The organism is Paenibacillus macerans (assembly GCF_050565405.1).
Taxonomy (GTDB): domain Bacteria; phylum Bacillota; class Bacilli; order Paenibacillales; family Paenibacillaceae; genus Fontibacillus; species Fontibacillus macerans_B.
In genome coordinates this window covers 254,515-274,021 of the sequence record NZ_JBNYYG010000001.1, presented here as the reverse complement: position 1 = coordinate 274,021, position 19,507 = coordinate 254,515, and the positions used below count along the sequence as shown (strand labels likewise).

Annotated in this window: 15 protein-coding genes and 2 pseudogenes; 5 read left to right on the top strand and 12 right to left on the bottom strand. The window is 54.6% G+C overall.

Annotated features, from left to right (window positions below; translation table 11 throughout):
* Positions 1-110 precede the first annotated feature (110 nt).
* Both ACQ4N8_RS01155 and ACQ4N8_RS01150 read right to left on the bottom strand, forming a co-directional pair.
* Positions 111-2,405: a helix-turn-helix domain-containing protein gene (locus ACQ4N8_RS01155; RefSeq protein ID WP_430702474.1), complete on the bottom strand. Its 2,295-nt coding sequence runs from the start codon at positions 2,403-2,405 to the stop codon at positions 111-113.
* Between the two features lie 507 nt (positions 2,406-2,912).
* Positions 2,913-3,614: an SDR family NAD(P)-dependent oxidoreductase gene (locus tag ACQ4N8_RS01150; RefSeq protein WP_430702473.1), complete on the bottom strand. Its 702-nt coding sequence runs from the start codon at positions 3,612-3,614 to the stop codon at positions 2,913-2,915.
* Between the two features lie 284 nt (positions 3,615-3,898).
* On the opposite strand from ACQ4N8_RS01150, the gene ACQ4N8_RS01145 reads away from it, so the two are divergent.
* Positions 3,899-4,273: a hypothetical protein gene (locus ACQ4N8_RS01145; protein WP_430702472.1), complete on the top strand. Its 375-nt coding sequence runs from the start codon at positions 3,899-3,901 to the stop codon at positions 4,271-4,273.
* Positions 4,274-4,470: 197 nt separating this feature from the next.
* On the opposite strand, the gene ACQ4N8_RS01140 is transcribed toward ACQ4N8_RS01145, so the two are convergent.
* From ACQ4N8_RS01140 to ACQ4N8_RS01120, 5 genes and pseudogenes are all read right to left on the bottom strand, one after another.
* Positions 4,471-5,562 carry a GerAB/ArcD/ProY family transporter gene (locus ACQ4N8_RS01140; protein ID WP_430702471.1) on the bottom strand — a complete coding sequence of 364 codons (1,092 nt, stop codon included), beginning with the start codon at positions 5,560-5,562 and terminating at the stop codon, positions 4,471-4,473.
* 28 nt (positions 5,563-5,590) lie between these two features.
* Positions 5,591-6,820 (bottom strand): annotated as a pseudogene (locus ACQ4N8_RS01135) (Ger(x)C family spore germination protein).
* 99 nt (positions 6,821-6,919) lie between these two features.
* Positions 6,920-8,109: pseudogene (locus tag ACQ4N8_RS01130) on the bottom strand (spore germination protein).
* An 8-nt stretch (positions 8,110-8,117) separates the two neighbouring features.
* Entirely contained in the window at positions 8,118-8,312 is a 195-nt protein-coding gene (locus ACQ4N8_RS01125) for a hypothetical protein (protein ID WP_430702470.1), read from the bottom strand.
* A 101-nt stretch (positions 8,313-8,413) separates the two neighbouring features.
* On the bottom strand, positions 8,414-9,208 hold the full coding sequence (locus ACQ4N8_RS01120) for a protein-glutamine gamma-glutamyltransferase (RefSeq protein ID WP_430702469.1): 795 nt from the start codon (positions 9,206-9,208) through the stop codon (positions 8,414-8,416).
* 171 nt (positions 9,209-9,379) lie between these two features.
* Between ACQ4N8_RS01120 and ACQ4N8_RS01115 the strand changes: the two genes are divergently transcribed.
* Together ACQ4N8_RS01115 and ACQ4N8_RS01110 are read left to right on the top strand one after the other, a co-directional pair.
* Entirely contained in the window at positions 9,380-11,329 is a 1,950-nt protein-coding gene (locus tag ACQ4N8_RS01115; protein WP_430702468.1) for a BglG family transcription antiterminator, read from the top strand.
* A gap of 114 nt (positions 11,330-11,443) precedes the next feature.
* Complete coding sequence (locus tag ACQ4N8_RS01110) at positions 11,444-13,444, top strand: fructose-specific PTS transporter subunit EIIC (RefSeq protein WP_430702467.1); 2,001 nt, start codon at positions 11,444-11,446, stop codon at positions 13,442-13,444.
* Positions 13,445-13,730: 286 nt separating this feature from the next.
* Here ACQ4N8_RS01110 and pyk read toward each other — a convergent pair whose 3' ends face one another.
* A complete protein-coding gene (gene pyk / locus ACQ4N8_RS01105; RefSeq protein WP_430702466.1) occupies positions 13,731-15,146 on the bottom strand; it encodes a pyruvate kinase in 1,416 nt (471 codons plus the stop codon).
* 207 nt (positions 15,147-15,353) lie between these two features.
* Here pyk and ACQ4N8_RS01100 point away from each other — a divergent pair, with 207 nt between their 5' ends.
* Positions 15,354-15,677, top strand: a complete 324-nt coding sequence (locus ACQ4N8_RS01100) for an ArsR/SmtB family transcription factor (RefSeq protein ID WP_430702465.1) — start codon at positions 15,354-15,356, stop codon at positions 15,675-15,677.
* A gap of 11 nt (positions 15,678-15,688) precedes the next feature.
* A complete protein-coding gene (locus ACQ4N8_RS01095; RefSeq protein WP_430702464.1) occupies positions 15,689-16,201 on the top strand; it encodes an SRPBCC family protein in 513 nt (170 codons plus the stop codon).
* A 93-nt stretch (positions 16,202-16,294) separates the two neighbouring features.
* Here ACQ4N8_RS01095 and ACQ4N8_RS01090 read toward each other — a convergent pair whose 3' ends face one another.
* From ACQ4N8_RS01090 to ACQ4N8_RS01075, 4 genes are all read right to left on the bottom strand, one after another.
* Positions 16,295-16,639 carry a DsrE family protein gene (locus ACQ4N8_RS01090; protein ID WP_430702463.1) on the bottom strand — a complete coding sequence of 115 codons (345 nt, stop codon included), beginning with the start codon at positions 16,637-16,639 and terminating at the stop codon, positions 16,295-16,297.
* Entirely contained in the window at positions 16,629-17,750 is a 1,122-nt protein-coding gene (locus tag ACQ4N8_RS01085; protein WP_430702462.1) for a threonine aldolase family protein, read from the bottom strand. The genes ACQ4N8_RS01090 and ACQ4N8_RS01085 overlap by 11 nt, the downstream gene beginning before the upstream one ends.
* 105 nt (positions 17,751-17,855) lie before the next feature.
* Positions 17,856-18,140, bottom strand: a complete 285-nt coding sequence (locus ACQ4N8_RS01080) for a hypothetical protein (protein ID WP_430702461.1) — start codon at positions 18,138-18,140, stop codon at positions 17,856-17,858.
* 4 nt (positions 18,141-18,144) lie between these two features.
* Positions 18,145-19,479, bottom strand: a complete 1,335-nt coding sequence (locus ACQ4N8_RS01075; RefSeq protein WP_430702460.1) for a methyl-accepting chemotaxis protein — start codon at positions 19,477-19,479, stop codon at positions 18,145-18,147.
* Positions 19,480-19,507: the final 28 nt, after the last annotated feature.

Below are 19,507 nucleotides of genomic sequence, written 5' to 3'. Positions count from 1 at the left end.
GGGAGCCATTATTCCGTCCAGGGTTTGTCCTGTTCCGGCCGCCCGACGGGACGCGAAAAAGCCGCACCGTCCGGGTAAGGACGGTGCGGCTTCGGGCTGCGGCAAGCCGGTTATTCATGATAGGATTGGCGATATGCGCTGGGCGAAATGCCCGTTAAGCGCTTGAAGGCCCGGCGGAACGAATGGGAGCTGTTGTACCCCACCCGCGCCGCGATTTCGTCGACGGTGTAACTGCTCTCCTTCAGCAGGACGGCGGCTTGATCCATTCGTACCTTGATCAGATGGTCGGAATAGTTTACGCCGGTGACTTCCTTGAACAGCTGGGAGATGTATTTCTCCGGCCGTTCCACGTGTTCGGCGACCCGATACAGCGTCAGGTCGGGATCGGCATACGCTTCGGCCGTATATTGGTAGATTTGCTTGATCAGCTGAGCGTGGGAATCCTTCTTGCGATTGCAAATATAGCCGCACAGCTCTTCCATGATCGCGTGGATGTCCTGCTGGATCGATTCGAGCGGCTCAGTGAAGCCGATCTCGATAATCCGTTTCTTGACGCCCTCGAACAGCGGAGACTCCATAAAGATTTTCTGATCCAGCAATTTGAGGAACGTCCCTTTGATTTCGCCGACGAGTTGGTGCTTCATCTCGACCGATAGCTCCCGCTGTCCGAGGTTTTGCGCGATGATCGAATCGATGATCTTCCGCGCCTCCTCCAGCTCCCCTGCCCGCACCGTGCTGATCAGGCGGTGTTCGGTATCGAGCGGGTAATAGTAGGTCGTATTTTCGATTTGGGTCTCATGGCTCCACATCATACCCTTTTTGTTATTGAGGTATACTGCGTATTCCAGCGCCTGCTTCGCCTGCTCGAAGGATTGGCCCACCTCCATGACGGAGTCGAACGATTCGCCGAAGCCGGCCTGCATGGAAATTTTGTATTCGCTGAACACGTACTGGGCCAGCTGTTCCATCAGCCCGGTAATCCGTTCTTCCTCCGCCGGACCGGGCTCCCGGTCCACTTCAGAGAACAACAGAACGACGATCTTGTCCGAACCCAAATCCGTCATCGGCAGCGGACCGCCCATTTCCGAAAGCGACTGCTTCATGAGCAGCCGGGTCGCGTTCAGCTCGTTGAGGATTTCCACGCTGTCCATCCCGGCGTAACCGTTGATTTGCAGCACGCCGACGTAGCCTTTCCCGTTCTTGAGCGCGATATCGGCCTGGGTCGCCGCCGAGGCGATTTCGTCCCGCGATTCGAATTCCCCGGCGATCAGCCGCTTCAGAAAAGCGTCCCGCACGAGCGGAAGCTGACGGGTCAGCTCGGATTCGAGCTGCTTGTTTTTGGTGATCATGCCGGCGATATTCCCGCTCAGGAAGTCGAACTCGTTGCGCTCCGCGCCCTCGTCCTTGCCGAATTGATCCTTCATTACGCCGATCAGGCGGTTGATCGGCATGCTGTTCCGGTAAGCCAGGAGCAGGCCGAACAGCAGACCGATTAACATCGCGATGCCGGTGATCATCCAGGTCGCCCGCTTGATCTTGTTGGCATTCTCCATCAAGGTACTCCGGGGAATACCGGCCTGGTAGATCCAGCCGTTCTTATCCGAACGGGTGGTGATCACGAGATCGTCGCCGTAAAATTGGCTCGTTTTATTCTCATCGAACCGAGGATCCGCCTTCAATTTGGCGATATCCAGGGCTGATTCGCCCTGGAGCACGATCGTGTTGCCCTCGGCATCGTAAATATGAACCCAGCCGCCGCTTTGTTCCGTCAGGCCGGAGAGCAGCCCCGCTATCGTCTTCTGGTCGATCAGGACGACGACGATCGCCGGCGACGAATCGTCGAAGCTGTCCAGCGGCAGCGATTGCATGTACGTGATGACCGAGGTTTCGGCGTTCCTTTCGGTGAACGGGGTAAGCGGCTTGATTTCGCTGCGGTGGGTTTTACCCAGCACCTGCTCCTCCCATTCCTCCAGCGAAAGGTCGTTATAGTGGAAGAATTCGTAATAATGCTCGGGCCGGTAGGAGGAACCGGAGGTAACGATCAGATCGTAATTGGCCAGATAAATAAAATAATTGCGCAGAAAATCGTTCGTTTGCCCGAACGTCAGCACATTGCGCATCGCTTTCCAAATGCCGTATACATCCCTTTCGGTTCCGCGATCGTTCATCAGGGCGTTGATCTCCTGGCTGATCGCGAGCTGCCTCGTCATGCCCTCTACTTCCGCCATGCGATGCTCCAGCAGCTCCTGGCTTTTCTCCAGCTGGATGACGCTGTTCTCGATTGAGATCGACTGCGTCACGGATATGGAGGTCCGGTAGGAAACGTACCCGCCGATGCAGGGGATAAGCAGGATAGCCACATACGAAATCAAAAAGCTGCGAAAAACTCTGGAATGTCTAAGCATGGGATGACCCCCCATCTTTATTGGTAGCGCTGTCATTATATAATATAGGAACCCCTTTTATTCCGTCTATAGAGGTGAAGGGCGCTTACCAATGAAAAGCATATAGGATTTTTGCCCTGCTTGGATAGGTACTCCTGGGTAGGCAGGGTACATTTCCCCCGGCTTGTCCGGGAGGAAATGCCGTTGTGGCGCTGTTTTTGGAGCGTTTCCCGGTCGGGGTTGGAATGTGGATACGGCTTTTTCCTTGTTGTGGCCCGACTGCAGGAGCAATAGTGGTAAAAAATGGCCTTATTTACCTGCTTTGCAGCTAGTAAACAAAAATAAGGCCCAAAAAGGGCCCTAATTCGGAAAAACAGGCTCCAATAGAAACTCATGCGATTGAATAAGGCCAAAAAATTCCACTATTTTATCCAAACCTGCTGATTTCACCAAAATAAAGCCATAAAATACCCTTATTCCTCGCCCTACCGGTGTGTTCGATGCTGCCTTCAGGCTTGGCAGCGCGCCTTACAACGGCATCGCCTTGCCATCACGGTCGATCATCACGGCGTCCGCATCGGCCACAAGCTTGCCTTCGATCAGATCGAGGATGCCGCGCGCGGCGTCCAGCGGATCGCCCGGCGCTTTGCTGCCGCCCATCGACGTGCGCATCCAGCCCGGGTGCATCGCGTAAACCGCAAAGCCCTGCGGAACCAACTCCTTGCGCAGTTGGGCGGTGAAGAAGTTCAGCGCCGCCTTGGACAACGCGTACGGGAAGTCCCGGCCATAAGCGCCCGCATAGCCGCCTGCCTCCGAAGACACGTTCAGGATGCTGGGACGGGTGCCGGCCTTCAGCAGCGGCAGAAAATGCTTCGCCATTTTCATCGGGCCGTACAGATTCGTGCGGAAGGTGTTCTCCATCGCGGCGAACTCCAGATGCTCGATCGTCTGCTCCCGCGCGATCAAGATGGCTGCGTTGTTCACCAATGCGTCGAGCGCCCCCCATTGGGCTGCCATGGCCTCTTTGGCTTTGGCGACCGACTCCTCTTCGTCCACGTCCAGTTCCAAAAGCGTCAACTTACCGGGAGTCCCATTCTGCAGTTCCTCCAGCGCCTCCACGTTCGTATCCAGCGAGCGAATGCCGGCCGCCACCTCATGGCCGCGCCGCAGCGCTTCCCCGACGATTTCCAGACCAAGCCCACGGGCGGCTCCCGTAATTAACAGTTTCATGTTCGATACATCCTCCCATCGGATAAGGTTGAATCCGTTTAGATAATTCAAGGCCATGCATCGCGTCCATGACCGGATGCAACCCCATCTTAGCATATTCAACCGCACTCCGGTACAAGCGGAGTGTGGCAATACCCGCACATGGCTCTTCCGGTCCGCCGCAACCGTTAACGCCCGCTGCCCAAGCCAAAGCCGATTCTTTTCCCGCAAGGCTCATGCCCACTGCACAAATGCCCATATCCGCGAATATACTGCATCAAGTTAAAAAGGAGGAATTCAGTCACATGCCTAATATGTATTCGCCTTACGGCAACACGCCAAGCCAGGTTAGTCCGATGTATCAGGAGCCGATGGACAACAGCCACAAAAATCAGATGATGGATATGTGCAAAAAGTACCACCATCATTTGATGCAAATGGAAGGTACCGACGGCAAGGTTTACGAGGGGATCATTGACGGAATGGATGACGAGCACGTCTACCTGCTCGTTCCCGTCGGAGAAATGGAGGATCGGGGATTCGGTTATCCTTACGGCGGCTTCCCCTACGGAGGCGGCTTTGGTTACGGCTACGGATACCCGCGCCGGTTCCGCCGTTTTATCCGCCGGCCGTACCCGTTTTTCTTCTTCAGAAGATTCTTCTTCCCGTTCTTCTTCTAGGATTCGCAAGGCCTCTTGCTCACGGAGCAGGAGGCCTTGATTCTTGCCCATGATTTTGGCCGGCTTTTGTCCCGGAGTCTTTGCCATTGGGTTTGGGTTTACCTATCTTTTTGACCCGGATCTAGGTTATTGGCGACAACAGCAGCGCCAGAAGGGCCAGAAAGGCGAGAAATTCCCAAGGATAGCGGCTCATGGCCTCATAGCCCCAAGGCCACAGGATATTGGCGTTCATAGGTATACCTAACCAGCTTCCGGATCAGGGAAACGAGCAGCAGAAGGACGGGCAGGACGATAATAAATAAGGGCAGCCAAATGAAATTGGGCAGTTGCCGGAACGCAATCGTCGTATGCTCCGGCATATTTTTCGCCATCGTCATCCCGACGAAAAACGTCAGACCCGTTAAGAAAACCATCAGCCATTTCGAATCCCGGTTCCTGGTCAGTTGCCTAACCGCGACTACCGACATATACATATGCAGCGTCATTTTGAAAAACGTGGACAGAAACAAATAGATCACGAAAAGCACATCAAGATTCTCTACGAACTCGGCTAGGCTCGCCTGCTTGAGCGTCTGAATCAAAGGAAAATACTCCCTTACAAAAATATGTTCCCCTAAAACAATGATCGCAAGCATATCAAACAACGAGATGATGATCCCGGCCGTCAGCGTCGCCGAAATATTCGTACTCAACAGCTTTTTGGGCGTTCCCAGCAAAATCCAAATCATGGCGAGCGGCCATACCGCCTCCCAGACCCGGCCCCAGCCTTCGCCCAAAACCGGCTCAATATAGGAAAAATGATGCGTGCCGGAGATCAGCAGCAGAACAATTTCAATCAAGAATAGCGCGAGAAGAATCGGGAAAATCACCCCTCCCATCCGGCAAATCACTTCAATGCCGCTAAACAGAAAATATAGGATGAGAATCAGGAAACAGCCTACCATAATCCATGCCGGCGTTCCGGGGAGAATCGTCGCGGGAAGCAGAAACTTCAAATCGGCTACTCCGCGCCCCATATCATACAACCACACCAGCGGATAGAGCCAGGCTAGCGGTACTCCGATCCATCGGCCGAATTCGGAAGGAAACCATTCGATCAAGGTTTGGCCGGGATGCAGCTTTTGCAATAACGTATACCCGCCGAGGAGAACCGCGCCAAGGCCGGTGCTCATCAATGCGGCGATCCAAGCATCCCGGCCTGCGCTGCCTCCGAAAGCAAAAATCAGGGTTGTCCCGAGTTGGAACATGGTCGTTATCGCAAACAGCTGGTAGAAAGAAATCTTCACCATTTTTACTTTGTTCCTTTCTTGACTTCCTTTATTCCATCCCTTTTTGATAAGGCTTGTTGCTTAGCCCCGTTCCGATAATGTTCACTTTTATGTCAATACGTACCGGTAGCCTCGGAAACAAGTCCTCCCATTGGCCTTTAAGTTCACCTTTCCATACTTTGGGGAATTTTCGTTAGAAAGCATCCCCAAATCCGAAGGAATCCGTTTTTAGTTCTTTTTGCACCTTGTTTAGCACCAATTCCATGCGTTGTTCTATATCCCGCTTAAGGAGTTCCTCTACTTTTTTGACCGCCTTCGGATCGCTAAGATCCAGTTTGGAGTCATTCTCATAGATTTCTTCATTCGAAATCACTTTAAGCTGAATGCTCGGTCGATTTCCGTTGAGTATCGGAATCACTTTGGTGCTGCTTTCGCTCAACTCCGCGCTGATTTTACCGCCGCCGTCCTCCTGAGGAACCGAAATGGTTACGACTCCGGCCCGCACCTCGTCTCTCAACCAGAGCAGTCCTCTCGTTTCGACGTCATCCAGCCAACCGACCAATTTGTCCTCCTTGAAGATCGCCGCACCCAGCATGGAAATACTCGTCTTCTCGTCAGAGGGCTGATGAGGTTCTTTCGATCGTCCTTTTTCGATCAACTCGGTAGGGATGATCTCCACTTGCGCCGCCACCGGTTCCTCCCCTTCCATCATCAAGGCATTCAAAAAATCCTTGGCGCGAATCGACAGACCGTATCGGTTATCGGCCTCTTCGCGCATCTGTTGTCCGGCCACCGTTTCGATTTTGGGCTTAAACGACAAAATATCCGCCGCTTTGCCTTTCGTAACGAACATGTAGCTCGGAAGCTGCGGTTGCCGGTATCTTTCAAAAAAATCCATCACCGGAAGGACGCCGCTTTGGGCAAGATCTTCCCCGAATACGATGACCCGGTTATGGGAGAAGAAAATCTTCCTGGACAGCTTTTGCTGAATTTGCCGAAAGGCATCCATCACGGTCGGCCCTTTCTCCGACACCGTTCTGGACGCATCCGATACCAGTTGCCCGTTTGCGCCTCCTCCGGATATCGCAGGTCCCAACATCCGGGAAACCGGGAGCTGCATACTTATGACATACTGGTCCTCTTGTTTATCGATACCTATCGCCGTGATCATCGCAATATCGTTGATTTCATTTTTGTTCCAGCAGCCGGTTAAAAGAAAGGAGACTAGAAAGAAAGTCTGCAGTGCTCTCCAGCGATTCCGCTCATTTGAGCGTATCATCTCCGCTTATTTCCGCTATTTAGTCGCGCCATATTTTTTTTGTTGGTTTCCGGCGGGCGGGTTTTCATCTTCGTCCATGAAACACGCAGCAAGGTATCCTTAAACGCACTGGTATGAACCGGGCCTACCGGGGCCAAAAAAGGAACGAAGCCGGGTCAAATGAATTAGGACCGCAAGCACTCCGAGCAAAAGGCCATACAAGCCAAACGTGGAAGCCAGGAACATCAACGGAAACCGAAGCAGCCGAATCGAGATCGCCTGGTTATAGGAAGGCATGACAAACGACGATATCCCGGTAAAAGAAACGATTATGACCAACGGTGCGCTGACGATTCCCGCCTGAACCGCTGCTTGTCCGATAACCAAGGCACCAACGATGCTAACCGCCTGTCCAACGGTCCGCGGCAACCGAACGCCGGCTTCCCTCAAGCCTTCAAACGTAACCTCCATCAACAGCGCTTCGATCACGGCGGGAAAAGGAACGGTCCCCCGGGCGGACGCCATGCTGAGCAGCAGGCTTAACGGGATCATCTCTTGATGGTAGGTCGTTAACGCTATGTATAAAGAAGGTAGGATCAGGGCACAAAATGCCAAAAAATATCGCAGCCAACGGATGCACGTCGAGAAAATATACCGCTGGTAATAATCCTCGCTGGACTGCATAAAGCCAAAAAAGGTCATCGGCACCACAAGGGCGAACGGCGTATTGTCGATCAGAATGGCCACTTTTCCTTCCAGCAGGCAGGCGACTACCCGATCCGGCCGCTCCGTATTCAGCATTTGCGGAAACACCGAAAGATGGTGGTCCTCGATCAGTTCTTCAATATATCCGCTTTCCAGAACCGCATCGATATCAATGCGCTTCAATCGGTTGCGGACTTCGTCAATAGTGGAGACTCGGCAATTTCCTCTAAATAGGCGATGATCACCCGGGTTTTCGACAGCCGCCCTATCTCCATGGACTCCATCTTTAACTGCGGCGTTTGCAGCCTTTTGCGAATCATCACCGTATTTGTGGTGAGCGTTTCGGTAAATCCGTCCCGCGATCCGCGAATGACCGGCTCCGTCGCGGGTTCCTCCACCGAACGTTTATCCCACTGCACCGCACTGACAGAGATCGCCTGAGTAATCCCATTTATCAAGAGCACGGTGCTTCCCGATAAAATGTCGTCAACAATCTCGGACATCATCTGCGTTGTTTTGACTTGCACTGCGGTGATGACCCGGTTTTTAAGAAATGCCGCAAGCTCTTCCGGGTTGCCGTCGGGCCACCCGGAAGAAAATTCGATCAGAGGCTTTACGACATGGGCGTCATCAAGTCCTGATTAGTGAATCCATCCACAAAAACAAGTAGCCCCTGCAAATCATTTCCGATCTGAAGATAGCGAAAGACGATGTCGAAGGACCGGTCGAAGATCTTCTTCAACTTCTTTAGATCATCTTGCAGAATTCCGCTCAGTGCTTCATCCGTTGTCTTTGAAGCTTCCGACATTGTTCGTTTCTCCCCCTTTATGTGCGCTTAAGACCTATACCATTCTAAAGCTTGAATTCCGCAGTAACAGTAAGGTTTAGACTGCCACAAAATGGGGGAGGTTATGCCCTTTCCGACGCTTTGCCATAACGGTACACCGTGCCGCCGATCCGCGCATACACGCTACTCAAGCTGCGGATATGGTCATAGTTCGGGTAGATCAGGGTGTCGAGCAAATAAGCCGATTTCCGGCTGCCCGGTCTTCTTCGCAGGTTAAGCGCCTCAATAATGCCGGAAGACGAGCGAATGCCGATTCCGTGGCCATAGAAACGGTCCTCTCCCAACATGATGACGTTCTCCCCCTGCCATTCCGGGGTCTCGGGATTGTGGTCCGGATTCTTGAAATAGAGGATGTCGCCCGGATAGGCGCCTAACCGTACACGGCCTTGGCTGAAACCAAGGTCGCTGTCATATTGCCAGTCATATAAGAGCAGACTGGTAAAATACGTATTAAACGCCTGACTGCCGATTTGGTCCAACACCGCCTTATACATGACGATCATCATCGCCATCGAGCATTCGAACCCGTACATCGGCCCGTTCCGGTAAATATCCTGAACGGCATCGGCCGGCGGCACTCCGTTTCTTAGGCGGAAGCCCCCCTCCTCGGTGCGAAACCAATACATTTCGTTGCAGCGGGAAGTTCGGTACGTGGCGAATTTCGCCCCGCTGGCATTCAGCGCTTCGGCCGCTTGGACGATAGACCCACGCAGGTTCAGTTCAAACAATAATTCAGCCAGAGAACCGTATCTGTAGGGCACCGGGCTGCTCTCCTTGGCATCCACGATCTCCCGTTGGAATGCCGGCAGCGGCATCTGCGAAAGCTGCCTTTTGTCATTGGGCGGTAAAAGGATCAAACCGTTCCCCTCCTTGTCATATTTCGGATCAGTTTAGGTTATTGTACGTGCGATCGCCCGGTTTGGTGATCATTCGTCTTGAACCTTCCCCAGCCAGCAATGCTATAATAAGAGCGATTTGCCTGTTTTCAGGAGGGTCAAATAAAGAACTAAGGTGCTGATGCAAAAGCGATGAATACCCGCCAAAAGGACATTTTACATATGCTGCTCACCGAGACCCGACCCCATTTTGTGGTACGGGATATCGCCATGAAATTGAATTGCTCCGAGAAGACGATCCGCAACGACTTCGACGAAATCGACCGTTTCCTGGCGGAGGTCTCGCAGGCCAAGCTGGTGCGGAGACCCGGCATCGGGGTCGCGCTGGAGATCGCGGAGCATGAGAAGGCCAAAATCGCCGATCTGGTGGTTTGGTCGAGTCACGATACGGAGACCGAAGACGACGAGGAGCGGGTCGCGGCCATCGCTTACGAGTTGCTGATGGAAACGGGGCCGGTGACGATCCAGGAGTTGGCCGACAAACATTACGTGGGCAAGGCCGTAATCAAAAAAGATTTGGACAACCTGCATGAATGGTTGGAAAAACGAGGTCTGTCCGTGGTCTCCAAACAGAAAGTGGGGGTCGTGATCGAAGGAAAAGAGCGGGATAAACGGGCCGCGCTGTCCAAACTGTCCCAATTGGCCGGCGAGACGGGCCATTCGTTCCTCAAGGAGCAGTTCGCGCCCCATGAGGTCGAGATCGTGACGCGCGAGCTGAAGCAGCTCGAGAACGATGCCCAGCTGTCGTTTACCGACGAGGCGTTCGACAATTTACTGATCCATACGCTGCTGATGGTTCGCCGGACGAAGCTGAAGCAGCCGATCTCCTTCTCCGAGCAGGAGAAAATATTTGTTCGGGAGAAGAAGGAATTCCATTGGACCGGCGCTTTTATCCAAAAGCTGGAACGCCTATTCGCCGTGCGGTTTCCGGAGGATGAGTCGGCTTATTTGACCGCGCATATTCTCGGCGGAAAAATCCGCTCCCAGGCTCGCATCGAATCGGCCGGCCCGGAAGAGCACACGGCCAGGGAAACGGATAAGGTGAACGGGCTGGTAGAGACGCTGGCGCAGAAAATGTCGGCATTGACCTGGGTGGATTTTGCTAAGGATGAGGTTTTGATGGAAGGCCTGCGCATTCACCTATATTCAACGCTGAATCGGTTAAGCTATGGACTCACCGTGTCCAATCCCATGCTGCAGGATATTAAAAAGATGTACCCTTACATGTTCGATATGGTGATCTATGCGACCCGAGAACTCAGTTCGGGGTACCCGTTTACGATTCCCCAGGAGGAAGCCGCTTATTTGACGCTGCACTTTCAAGCGGCCGTGGAACGGTTGAGCATGCCGGCGGACGAGCGGAAACAGATCATCACGGTCTGCCATATGGGCGTCGGGATGTCGCAGATTTTGCGGACGAAGCTGGAGCGGAAATTCCCGGGGCTGCATGTGGCGGATTCGGTGCGCAAAGCGGATTTGCCGGGGTATTTGTCGCAGCATCCGGTCGATTTTATCGTATCCACGATTCCCTTGGAGCAGGTAGACGTTCCCTATATTCGGGTATCCCCGCTGCTGGAAGCCGGCGAAGTCAAGAAAATCGCCGACTTTATCGGCAAGCTTGAGCAGGAATCCGGCCATTCGGAGCGGTCCGGCTCGATCCTGCTGAGGTACACCCGTCCTTCGCTCGTATTCCCGCATATCCAGACAAGCCACCGCTACGAGTTGATCGAGCTGCTGGCCGACCGCCTATGCGAGCAGGGTTGCGTTGATCCGGATTACGCGCATCAGGCGCTGCTCCGGGAACGGATATCCTCCACGACCATCGGCGGCGGCATCGCGATTCCGCACGGGGATCCGAAGCTGATCCTTACGTCTCAGATCGCCATCGCTACGTTGAAGGAGCCGCTCGACTGGCAGGAGGAGAAGGTGTCCGTCGTGTTTATGCTGGCGCTCGCCCCACAGGAGCAGGAAAACATGAAAAAGCTGTTTCAGAGGTTATCCCTGCTCAGCGAGCAGCCGTCCACCATCGACCGATTGATCCGGGCGGGCACCCCGGAGGAGTTGCTCGGCCTCCTGCAATAAATCCGTTTTTCCGGAACCTGCGGTAATAATAAAAACTTTTCCGCTGTTTTTTTACGATAAGATTAAACATGTAAACGATTACGATTTGCATTATAAAAACAGGGGGATAGCAACATGAAATTATTGGCCATTACCTCATGTCCCAACGGGATTGCCCATACGTATATGGCGGCGGAGAACCTGCAAAAAGCCGCCGACAAGCTCGGCATCGCCATGAAGGTGGAAACGCAAGGCTCGATCGGCGTGGAGAATCAGTTCACGGAAGCGGAAATCCGCGAAGCGGACGGCATTATCATCGCGGCCGACAAATCGGTGGACAAAAGCCGGTTCTTCGGAAAAAGACTGCTTGTGGTCGGCGTTCAGGAAGGGATTCGCAATCCGGAGTCGCTGATTCAGCAAATGGTACGCGGCGAAGCGCCCGTATATCGCGGACAAGGAGATACGGATAACGGTTCGGCAAAGCAACCGACCGGCAAACCGCAAAATGCCTTCTATCGCCATTTGATGAGCGGCGTCTCCTACATGATCCCGTTTATCGTCGTCGGCGGTTTGCTGATCGCCATTGCCTTATCGATCGGCGGCGAACCGACGCCTGGCGGCTTGCAAATTCCCGAGGATTCGTTCTGGAAAACGATCGAAAAGCTCGGCGCGGCCTCCTTTACGTTTATGGTTCCGATTCTTGCCGGATTTATCGCCTTCAGCATCGCCGACCGGCCGGGCTTGGCCCCGGGGATTATCGGCGGTTACATCGCCGCCAACGGCAGCTTCTACGGCAGTGAAGCCGGAGCCGGATTTATCGGCGGAATCATCGCCGGTTTCCTGGCAGGTTACGTCGCGCTGTGGATCAAAAAATGGAAGGTTCCTAAAGCGATCAATCCGATCATGCCGATTATCATTATTCCGGTACTGTCATCGCTGATCGTCGGATTAGTCTTTATTTATCTGCTGGGCGGCCCGATTGCGCAGGTGTTCGAATCTCTGACCGGTTGGCTTGCCAGCATGCAAGGAGCCAGCTCGATCCTGCTCGCCCTGATTCTCGGCGCCATGATTTCCTTCGATATGGGCGGTCCGGTCAACAAGGTCGCGTTCATGTTCGGCTCCGCGATGATCGCGGAGGGCAACTACGAAATCATGGGTCCGATCGCCGTCGCGATCTGCATTCCGCCGATCGGCTTGGGCCTGGCTACGTTCCTGTTCAAACGCAAGTTCCATGATGCGGAAAGAGAATCCGGCAAAGCCGCCTTTACGATGGGCCTGTTCGGGATCACCGAAGGCGCGATTCCCTTCGCTTCGCAAGACCCGCTGCGCGTAATTCCGAGCATCATGATCGGCTCGATGACCGGTTCCGTCATCGCCATGTTCGGTAACGTCGGCGACCGGGTAGCGCACGGCGGACCGATCGTCGCCGTCCTCGGCGCCGTCGATCATATCTTCATGTTCTTCGTAGCCGTGATCATCGGTTCGATCGTTACCGCCTTGATGATCAAGTTGCTGAAGAAGGATCAGGCTCTACCGCAGCTGGCCGGCGCCGGGGGTGCCTATGCGGAAGCCGCTCCGGCGGTCGAAGCGCCGCGTTCCAGCTTCTCCGGGTCCGCAAGCAGCCAGGCCGCGAAGGCGGAGAGAGCTCCGCACGTGTTGGACGACGAGCATCGGCACGTCAGCAAATTAACCGATATCGTTAATCTGGATTTGATCGAAATTTCCTTGTCCGCCTCGACGCGCGACGATGTGATCGATGAAATGATCGGAAAGCTGGACGCTCAAGGCGTATTGACTTCGCCGGCCGATTTCAAGGAAGCTATTCTGAAACGCGAGCAAGAGAGCTCCACCGGTATCGGCATGAACGTCGCCGTTCCCCACGGGAAATCGGCCGCCGTCCTCAAGCCGCGGGTCGTATTCGGCCTTAAGCCGGAAGGCGTCGATTGGAGCAGCGCGGACGGAACGCCAGCCAAGCTGATCTTCATGATCGCCGTTCCCGCCGAAAACAAAGGCAACGAGCACCTGAAGATCCTGCAGATGTTGTCCCGCAAACTGATGGACGACGACTTCCGGGAACAGTTGCTCAAGGTAACGACCAAACAGCAGGCGTTCGAGCTGTTGGATCAAATTCACTAAAGAGGAATCTTAAGTCTAACGGACACCAGAAACGCTATTGGCCCGCTTTAAGGCAGTTTCCGATTCTAACGGACCGAGGAGACCTTATTTCGGTCAAAAGCGGCGAAACGGCCGCCATGATAGCCCAATAAGGTCTCTCTAGTCCGTTACAGCAGGAAATAGCCGGGAAATGGACAAGTAAGGTCATTACGGTCCGTTACGCAACCGTGTTATCGGGCGTCCCTAGCTTCATCCAAAAAAGAGGTTATCCCGAAGCCATGCGCGGCGGGGATAACCTCTTTGCTCTTTAAACTTGCTGAATCTGGATCAAATTCGTCGTGCCCGCCTGGCCGAGCGGCAGTCCAGCCGAGAAGACGACGGTGTCGCCGTCCTGTACATACCCCGACTTCAAGGCGCTTTGAACCGCCGAAGCGAACATCTCGTCCGTCGTCGTAACCGGGCCGCCCAGGTAAGGGAAAACCCCGGACAACAGGCACAGCTTCACTAGAACGTGCGGATGGTGGGCGATCGCCAGAATCGGCGCTTTCGGCCGGTATTTGGACACCATTCTGGCCGTAAAGCCGCTTTCGGTCGAGGTAATGATCACCTTGGCGTCCAGCTCCAGGGAAGCGCTGACCGCGCCTTGGCTGATCACCTCGGTGATATTGGTGACGTGCAGCTTTCTTTTCCGGTTAAATTGCTCCTCGTAGTCGATCGCCGACTCCGCCTTGCGCGCCACCGACGCCATCGTCCGCACGGCCTGCACCGGATATTTCCCTGCGGCCGATTCGCCCGACAGCATCACCACGTCCGCCCCCTGCATGACGGCGTTGTACACGTCGCTCACTTCCGCCCGCGTCGGCCGCGGATTGACCTGCATCGACTCCAGCATATGGGTCGCGACGATCACCGGTTTGCCGGCGAGGTTGCACTTGTCGATCATGACTTTCTGCATCATCGGAACTTCCTCGACCGGAATCTCGACTCCCAGGTCGCCGCGCGCTACCATGATTCCGTCCGATGCCTCGATGATGTCATCGAGGTCGGTGACGCCCTCCTCGTTTTCGATCTTGGAGATAATCTGCACGTGGCCGGCGTCTTGCTCCTGCAAGATCCGCCGTACCTCGCGGATGTCGTCCCCTTTGCGCACGAACGAGACGGCGATCATCTCCACCCCGTTTTCGAGGCCGAAACGGATATGCCGGATATCGCGTTCGGTTACGCCGGGCAGCGTCGTTTTGATGCCGGGCAGGTTCACGCCCTTGTTCGGCTTCAGCTTCCCGCCGCTGACGATCCGGCAGCGGACCTCCGCGCCCTCGGACGACATCACGCGCAGTTCGATCAGCCCGTCATCGATCAGGATCCGGTCGCCCGCCTGCACCACTTGGGGCAGCTCGGGATAATTGACCGAAATCTTCGCCGCATCGCCGGCGAGCTGCTCGGCGGTCAACACGAGCTCCTCTCCGGGCACCAGCTCGCAGAACGGATCGCGCAATTTGCCGATTCGGACCTCCGGGCCTTTAATGTCCATCATGAGCGGAACGAACGTATTCAATTCCTGCGCGGCCTGTCGCACCCTTTGAATCCGGGCGACATGCTCCTCCAGTTCCCCGTGCGCCATATTCAACCGGCCCACCGTCATTCCGGACTGGATCATCTCCTTGATCACGGAAACCGAATCGCAGGCCGGGCCTAACGTACAAATGATTTTTGTCCGCAGCATCAGGTACCTCCTCATTTAACATTCCTATGTAGTATGCATGTTACAGAACGAATTTATTTTACCAGACGGCAAGGATAGGTGGCGATGACAATATGCTGTGAGACAATAATAAACCAAATGATGTTTCAAAAGAGTCGATGAAAATTCAAATATTCCTTTACAGGAATATTCCGAATGAGATAAACTTGATTTAAGGAAGTGAGAGACATGAATGTAGCTACCTTAAGCGCATTGGCCGAACCCAACCGGCTGCATATGGTCGAGTTGCTGCGTGAAGGCCCGCTAACCGTAGGGGAAATCGCCGACCGACTCCAGGTTAGGCAACCGCAGGTGTCGAAGCATTTAAAGGTGTTGAACGAAGCCCGGATCGTCGAGGTTCACCCCGCCGCCAACCGCCGGATTTACGTGCTGCGGCCGGAGCCGCTGCGGGAATTGGACGTTTGGCTCGAGTCGTTTCGCGAAATGTGGGAAGACCGATTTGACCGGCTGGACGAATATTTGCAGGAAATTCAAAATAAAGGCAAGCACTAGGAGGACTTGGTATGGATCTAAATCAGGTTGAACGCAGCAAGCTGGTCATCACCCGCATCCTGAACGCCCCGCGGGAGCTGGTATTCCGGGTTTGGACCGACCCGGCCCATTTCGGTAAATGGTGGGGACCGAAAGAGTCTAAGTTAGAGGTGGCCCGGATGGAGGCCAATCCCGGAGGAACGTTCCTGGGCAAATTTACCGATCCGGACGGCGGCGTCATGTGGAGCAAATTCGTATATCGGGAAATCGCGCCGCCGGAGAAACTCGCGTTCATCCAGTCGTTTTCGGATGAAGACGGCAACACTATCCGCGCGCCGTTCGACTCCCGTTGGCCGCTGGAAATCATGAACATCCTGACGCTCACTCAGGAGGAGGGCGACCAAACGCTGCTCAAGCTGGAAGTTGCGCCGATCGACGCCACGGATGAGGAACTGGCCGTGTTCGAGGGAATGCATCCCAGCATGCAGGAAGGCTACAAAGGAACTATCGATCAACTCGCCGATTACCTGGCCGCTCAGCAATAAACGCCGGGCAACGAGAGGAAAAAACGCAAGGAGCGGACAACGTCCTTGCGTTTTTTTGCGTACTTTACCTGGCTTCCTGAGGGCCTGTTGCGGTCAAGCCAATGTCATGACCTCGTAACGCGCCGCCAATTCGATAAAATGTCCCATGCTGGACACCTCGCCGGCCACGAGCTGCTCCTGAATGCCATAATAGTTCACGCAGGTCCCGCAGGCCAGGACCGGGATGCCAAGATCCGCCAGCTCCTTCAGGTGCAGCGAGGCAAACGACTGCTCCGTTAAGGCGAGGACCCCGCGGTTGACGCAAAAAATCGCCGCAGGCAGCTGTTCCCGATCCCGCTGCTTCAATAGCGTCAGGAAGGTTTCCAACAGTTGCGTGCCAAGCTCGCGCTCCCCGCCGCCCATACTGTCGGTGGTTAGAAAAATGACTTTATTGTTCATAGCCATCCCCCTTCAATTTCTGATCCAGCAGATGAAATGCCAGATGCAGCTTGTCCGTCGGTACCTCGCCGTACCGGTCTCCGATGCTGACTTCAAAGGCGCTGCCCGCCTCGCCCCGTTCCCTCACCGCATGGGTCAGGCCGACGCCCGTCTCCCTGCAGACTTCGACCAGCACCTGTTCGAACCGATCTTTCGGCACGTCGGCATGGACGTGAAACATGTTCGACACCGGGATTTCCGGGAGCGTCTTCAAGCGATGGCAGCGGTTATACAACGCGGCCAGCTCTTTGGCTTGCTGATAATATTTCGGCATCTTCCCCGCTCGCATCTCGTAGTAATAATCCGCGCTGAGAAAATAGGGGTACAAGCTGATCAGGTCGCCGCCATGACGTCTTTTCCAAATCTTCGACGACTTCGCGAATTCCGGCTCGCCGGCCAGAATCGCCCCGGCGATGCCGCCGATGCCTTTGTAGAACGAAATGTACACGCTATCGAACAATGCGCACACTTCGGCAGCCGTTTTCTGATAATAAGGCAGGATTTCGAACAAACGCGCCCCATCGAGATGGAGCTTGATCCCGTTGCTCCGGCAATAAGCGGAAATGGCTTCCAGCTCCGCGAATTCCGGCAGTTGGCCGCCGATTTCGCGCTGCGGCAGCTCCAGCAGCAAACAGGCGATATCCTCCCGCAAATTCCGGACATCCTCCAAACGGATCAACCGATCCTTGTCCGCCAGCAGGACGGGCTCGATCCCGTGCAGCTCCTTTAAGCCGTCCTCCTCGTGAATCTCAAGATGGCATAACGGGTGGTAGGCGACGCGGTTCACTGCTTTACGGTCGCACCAGATTCTCAAGGCGATTTGCTGCGCCATCGTTCCGCTGGGAAAAAACACCGCCGTTTCCTTGCCCAGCACCCCGGCCATCTTTGCCTCAAAGCCCTCGATCGCCGCTCCCGTGCCGTACATATCGCTATCCAGACCGTCTTCCACGCCGGCAAAGGCCTTCTTCAATACTTCCGCGTTTCGTTTGCCGTGGCCTCCCACCTGATAAACCGTCCGGTTGAACGCCTCCTGCAATGTCTTCTTGTCCGACGTTCCTTGATTTCCGTACATGTAAACTCACGCTCCTCTCCGCGGTGCCTCAACTGTGAATTAAGCCTATTATAGCTCCATTCGGAGAAGGAATCGATGTGAGTTACTACCCATTTGTTCAAAAAATTACGCCAGTTTGAATCTCTCGACTTCCTGTATCATTTCCCGGGACAGCGATTCGAGCTCCTTTATCGCATTGGCAATGTCCCGGGTAGAGCCAGCCAGTTCGATGGCCGATGCAGAGATCTCCTGGGCGGAAGCCGAGTTTTGTTCAGCTACGGCGGAAGCGGAGCTCACCGTCAGCAGGACGCGGTTCTTATCTTCATTGACGGCGATGATGGATGTCGTAATCTCTTCGATTTGCGGCATCATATCCCGGATGGACCGAATGATATCCTGGATCGCCTCCATCGTGTTAAATGACGACCTCCGACTGCTGGGCCAGCACTTCGCCCGTTCTGGCCGACGTTGCCGCTACCCCATCCATCTCCCGGCCGATTTCCTGCAGCAGCTCATCAATGCCCTGGGAGGAGGTTTGCGTCTGTTCCGCCAGTTTGCGGATTTCTCCGGCGACGACGGCGAATCCCCGGCCCGCATCGCCGGCGCGTGCGGCTTCAATGGAAGCATTCAGCGACAACAGGTTGGTTTGCGTGGAAATGTCGCCGATCAAACGGGTAATCTCCGTGATACGGGTAATGCTTCCCGTCAGATTGCCGACTTTGCTTTGCGTCTCCCCGAACGAATCAGCGATCCCTTGCACGGACTCCACCAGCTCGGCGAGTTTTCCGCTGCTGCTTTGCGCCTTGTCGTCCGCTTGCTTCGCCGCCTCGTCCACCGTCTCCAGCGAGCGGGTAATTTCGTCCAACCGATCGCCCAACGCCTGAAAAGACTCGGTCATCGTGGCCAACTCTTCCGCCTGATTGACCGAACCCAGAGAAACTTCCTGGATGGCGGTGGATACCTCGCCGACGCTCGTATTCATGACCTCGGAAGAAGTCGTCAGCGCAACCGTTTGGTTCGTCAATTTCTGCGAATCCCTTCCGATGGTCTGAAGGATCGTTTTGATCGAGCCGATCGTTTTGTTCAAAGCCCGGTTCATCGTGCCGAATTCGTTGCCGAGCTTTCCGTCGAATTCGACCGTCACGTCGCCCTCCGCAACAAGCTCGACCTTGGCGATAAAATCTTTCATGGAAGCGCGGATCATCAAGACGACAAGCACGGAAATCGCGCTAACCAGAATGAGTGCCGCAATAAAGATATAAATGAAGACCTTCAAGCTGCTTTCGTAGAGTTGTCTCGATGCCTCGCTTTTCTCATCGGCCATGCGTTTTTGATAATCGACGATATTCAGAATATCCTGCGTCAATTGATTCCCGGCCGCGGCCATTTCCACGTTCGTCAGTTGCGGATCAACGACAAGTCCTTTCTTCCGCTGCTCGATCAAGGAAGGTAGGTAGGATACGTACTTTTCATAGCTTTGAGCGGTTTTCTGCGCCAAATCCGCTTCTTCCGGGATACCCTCCGATGCAGCCACATTGCGCTTCAGGATGGCGGCGATTTGACCGTCCAGCTCATTCAACGTTTTGATCATGGCTTCGTCGTAGTCGCGGTCGATGATTTTCGTCACCGTATTCCGCAGGTTCCCCATATGGCCGTTCACATCTTCCCAATCCTTCAGCTTGGGGATGATTTCGGAAGTGATTTCCTCCGTCGTGTTGTTCAGCTTAAAGATCGTGGTGATTCCAACCACCCCAATGGCCGTCGTCGCAAGCTGGATT

What these genes read in the sequence shown, in the direction of transcription:
- ACQ4N8_RS01110 (WP_430702467.1), top strand. Translation starts at nt 11,444, where the DNA reads ATGAAATTATTGGCCATTACCTCATGTCCCAACGGGATTGCCCATACG.
- ACQ4N8_RS01080 (WP_430702461.1), bottom strand. Translation starts at nt 18,140, where the DNA reads ATGGAGGCGATCCAGGATATCATTCGGTCCATCCGGGATATGATGCCG.
- pyk (WP_430702466.1), bottom strand. Translation starts at nt 15,146, where the DNA reads ATGCTGCGGACAAAAATCATTTGTACGTTAGGCCCGGCCTGCGATTCG.
- ACQ4N8_RS01085 (WP_430702462.1), bottom strand. Translation starts at nt 17,750, where the DNA reads ATGTACGGAAATCAAGGAACGTCGGACAAGAAGACATTGCAGGAGGCG.
- ACQ4N8_RS01150 (WP_430702473.1), bottom strand. Translation starts at nt 3,614, where the DNA reads ATGAAACTGTTAATTACGGGAGCCGCCCGTGGGCTTGGTCTGGAAATC.
- ACQ4N8_RS01145 (WP_430702472.1), top strand. Translation starts at nt 3,899, where the DNA reads ATGCCTAATATGTATTCGCCTTACGGCAACACGCCAAGCCAGGTTAGT.
- ACQ4N8_RS01090 (WP_430702463.1), bottom strand. Translation starts at nt 16,639, where the DNA reads ATGAACAATAAAGTCATTTTTCTAACCACCGACAGTATGGGCGGCGGG.
- ACQ4N8_RS01095 (WP_430702464.1), top strand. Translation starts at nt 15,689, where the DNA reads ATGGATCTAAATCAGGTTGAACGCAGCAAGCTGGTCATCACCCGCATC.
- ACQ4N8_RS01100 (WP_430702465.1), top strand. Translation starts at nt 15,354, where the DNA reads ATGAATGTAGCTACCTTAAGCGCATTGGCCGAACCCAACCGGCTGCAT.
- ACQ4N8_RS01125 (WP_430702470.1), bottom strand. Translation starts at nt 8,312, where the DNA reads ATGTCGGAAGCTTCAAAGACAACGGATGAAGCACTGAGCGGAATTCTG.
- ACQ4N8_RS01155 (WP_430702474.1), bottom strand. Translation starts at nt 2,405, where the DNA reads ATGCTTAGACATTCCAGAGTTTTTCGCAGCTTTTTGATTTCGTATGTG.
- ACQ4N8_RS01115 (WP_430702468.1), top strand. Translation starts at nt 9,380, where the DNA reads ATGAATACCCGCCAAAAGGACATTTTACATATGCTGCTCACCGAGACC.
- ACQ4N8_RS01140 (WP_430702471.1), bottom strand. Translation starts at nt 5,562, where the DNA reads ATGGTGAAGATTTCTTTCTACCAGCTGTTTGCGATAACGACCATGTTC.